The sequence below is a fragment of the Stenotrophomonas sp. HMWF003 genome (genome assembly GCF_003061285.1).
GTDB lineage: Bacteria > Pseudomonadota > Gammaproteobacteria > Xanthomonadales > Xanthomonadaceae > Stenotrophomonas > Stenotrophomonas maltophilia_AP.
This window is the reverse complement of the sequence record NZ_QAIW01000418.1, coordinates 6,849-10,025: the sequence shown is the minus strand read 5'-3', so window position 1 is coordinate 10,025 and position 3,177 is coordinate 6,849. Positions and strand designations below refer to the sequence as shown.

3 protein-coding genes are annotated in these 3,177 nt (G+C 70.9%); all 3 read right to left on the bottom strand.

Going from position 1 to position 3,177, the window contains the following annotated elements:
* Positions 1-102: 102 nt before the first annotated feature.
* Positions 103-1,122, bottom strand: coding sequence for a tRNA dihydrouridine synthase DusB (dusB, locus tag DBR34_RS17925; protein WP_128097789.1), 1,020 nt, complete (start codon positions 1,120-1,122; stop codon positions 103-105).
* A gap of 172 nt (positions 1,123-1,294) precedes the next feature.
* A complete protein-coding gene (locus DBR34_RS17920; protein WP_128097788.1) occupies positions 1,295-2,041 on the bottom strand; it encodes a SagB/ThcOx family dehydrogenase in 747 nt (248 codons plus the stop codon).
* Positions 2,042-2,055: 14 nt separating this feature from the next.
* Positions 2,056-3,177 (bottom strand): YcaO-like family protein (locus DBR34_RS17915; protein WP_219928334.1); only part of this gene is annotated, 1,122 nt, incomplete at its 5' end.

Genomic DNA, 3,177 nt, shown 5'->3' with positions numbered 1-3,177 from the left:
GCGGTGCTGCTCGGTATCGGAGAAACCGTGCAGGTAGGTGGGGGCGGTGATCGGCGGGGTCATGGGAGCAGGGTCACATAGCGTCGAGCGTGGCTCGGCGGATCAGGGGGCAATGGCGCAGCGCGCCTCGGCGTTGGCCTCGGCATGCGGCAGGCCGGCGGCAAGCGCATTGAAGTAGTCGGTGGTCAACGCGATCTGGCTGGCGGCGTCGTCGGCGCGGTTGACCACCGCGCGGAAGGCGGCGTTCTCCGGCCGGTCCTTGGCGTACCAGCCCAGGTGCTTGCGCGCGATGCGCACACCCTGCGCTTCGCCGTAGAAGTCGTGCAGCGCGTGCAGGTGGCCCAGCAGGATGTCGCGCACCTCGTCCAGCGAGGGCGGGGCGAGCAGTTCACCGGTGGCCAGGTAATGCGCCACTTCACGGAAGATCCAGGGCCGGCCCTGCGCGGCCCGGCCGATCATCACCGCGTCCACGCCGGTCACGGCCAGCACGTGGGCGGCCTTCTGCGGCGAATCGATATCGCCATTGGCCAGCACCGGAATGCGCAGCGCGGCCTTGATCGCGGCGATGGTCTCGTACTCGGCCTGGCCGGTGTAGTGCTGGTCGCGGGTGCGGCCATGCACTGCCAGCGCGGCAATGCCGCTGTCCTCGGCGATATGGGCGATGCGCGGGCCGTTGCGGTGGTCGCAGTCCCAGCCGGTGCGGATCTTCAGCGTCACCGGAACGTCCACCGCCTGCACCACGGCAGTGAGGATGCGCGCCACCAGATCCTCGTCGCGCATCAGCGCCGAACCGGCCCACGCGTTGCAGACCTTCTTGGCCGGGCAGCCCATGTTGATGTCGATGATCTGCGCGCCGTGGTCCACGTTGTACCGCGCGGCCTCGGCCAACTGCTGCGGCTCGGTGCCGGCGATCTGCACGCTGATCGGGTCCGGCTCGCCGGCATGGTCCATGCGGTGGAGCGACTTGCGGGTGGTCCAGAAGCGCGGATCGGAGATGGTCATCTCCGAGGCGGCCAAGCCCGCGCCCAGCCGTTTGCACAGCAGGCGGAAGGGTTTGTCGGTGACACCGGCCATCGGTGCCAGCACCACGTTGGGCTGGATGTTGTAGAGGCCAATCTGCATGCGCGCATTGTAGAACGCCCCGGCCGTGCCGACCGGGCGCCGGGGCTGCCTGTTCAGGCCGATCCGGAAGGGTCTGATGCGCTCCGGTCATGAGCATATGCTTGACCCTTGGTTCCGCCGCCCCCAGTGGACGAGGATGCTGGTCAGTTGGCTGGTGCGGCGCCGGCGGTGGTCACGGCGCCGGACCACAGGCATAGGCCAACACGGCCAGATGCCGCCGTGGGTCGAGTCCGAGCAGGGCCAGTACGGCGGCATCGTCGAAAGCGCCGATCGCGCAGCCGACCGCGTTCATCGCCGCGACCTGCTGCCCCAGCGCCCCCAGCCAGACCCCGGCCTCGAGCAACACGAAGCGACCACCGCGCTCGCCGTACTTGGCCAGCGTGCCCGCCGGCTCGGCGATCAGGAACAGGACGGCCGCCGGCCGCTCCGGCCACTCCACGCCAAGCAGCGGGGCGAGCGCCGGCCACGGTGGGCAGGGCGACACCGGCACCAGCGCGTGGTGCAGCGGGTCGTACCAGCAGATGCCCTGGCCTGCGGCGATCGCATCGTCGGCGCCGTACAGCGCGGCATAGGCCTGGATCGGATACTTGGCCCCACCGGACGGCAGTCGCCGGGTGTCACTGTCGCTGGATCGGGCCCGCAGCGGGGCGAGCACGCGCCCCAGCTCCTGCACGCCCCAGCGTGCGTCACCGAAACGGCGGCCACTGTGGCGCTGCGCCAGGGGATCACCGGGCGCTACCGGGTCCGGGAGGGCGATGCCGGCGGCCGCATGCAACGGGCGCGGCGGCGACCAGGGGCGTGCGGCATCTTCGGCGATGCGCGTGCGCATCACCTCGGCGCGCGCAGGATTGAGTTCGCCGTTGTGCCAGAACAGATGGAACAGCGGGGCATCGTGCCAGGGGGAGGGCGGTGACGGCATGCGGTCCTCGTGCATCAGCCCAATGGATGCGGGAAGGGATTGGGAAAGCCGCCGCTGTGCGGCACGCCGGGATACCGCCATGCCACGTCCCGGCACCGACCGCCGAGGAACGGTGCACGCTCGTCGGCATGCAGGCCACTGAGCTGCGGCGACAGCACCCGCATCACCCGCAGTCCGGCCGCCGCCACATCGGTAGTGGTCAACTCGCGGTAGTACAGGGCGACGCCGGCACGGCCGAGGCGACGCCGCAGCATGTCCAGCTCGGCAATCGCGCGCGACGCGGCGGGCCGGAGCGCTGCGTCCGGCGGGGGCAGCTGCACGCTGCTGGCGTCTGCCTTGCGCAGCAGCGGCAGCTGCGACCACAGCTCCGGGCGCAGGGTGTAGAACGCGGCATGTTCATCAAAGCTGCGCAGCGCTGCGGGATCGCGCGGCAGCCGGGCACTTTCGCGGCCACACAGGTGCGCGGCAAAGGTCAGTGCCTGCTGCCATTCCAGCAGCGCCTTGTGCAGTGCCTCGCCCGGATCGGCGCGGCAGGCGATGCCGAGGACGTAGCGGGGACGGCCTTCGAACGGCATGCCACCGGCGACCGCGATCACCGGGTGCGGGTTCCAGTGCTGGGTCAGGTCGAACGCCTGCAGTTCACCACCGCGCGCGTCCACATGGGCGTGCCATTGCGCCGGTAGCGCGATGCGTCGGCCGGCCACGCCATTGAGCCATGTCACTGCCAGCGCATCGCGCTCCAGCAGCTCCTGGGCCGCACGCAGCACCGCCAGCCACGCGCCATCGCGACCATTGCGCCAAGCCGCCAGCCCACTGGACGTCGACGGCAAGCGCGCCAGGCCACTGCGCGGCCCCAGGCCCACCAGTTCCTGCGGCACCCAAGCCACACGGTTGTCATCCAGCGCGTGCACCGCGGCGAACAGGTCGCCATCGTGTTCGGGCATCGGCCACGGGAAGTCCGGTGTCGCACGTTGGCGTGCCGAGAACAAGGCGAAGGTCGATTCGTCCAGGCGTTGCGCGGGCGTCAGCGCATCACGGCGGCGCACCTCGAATCCCGCCTGCGCCGCTGCCAGCCGCTCCAGTGCCTCGGCGACCGCGCCGTCGGCGGCCGCGTCGGCATCCAGTCCGACCGCGCC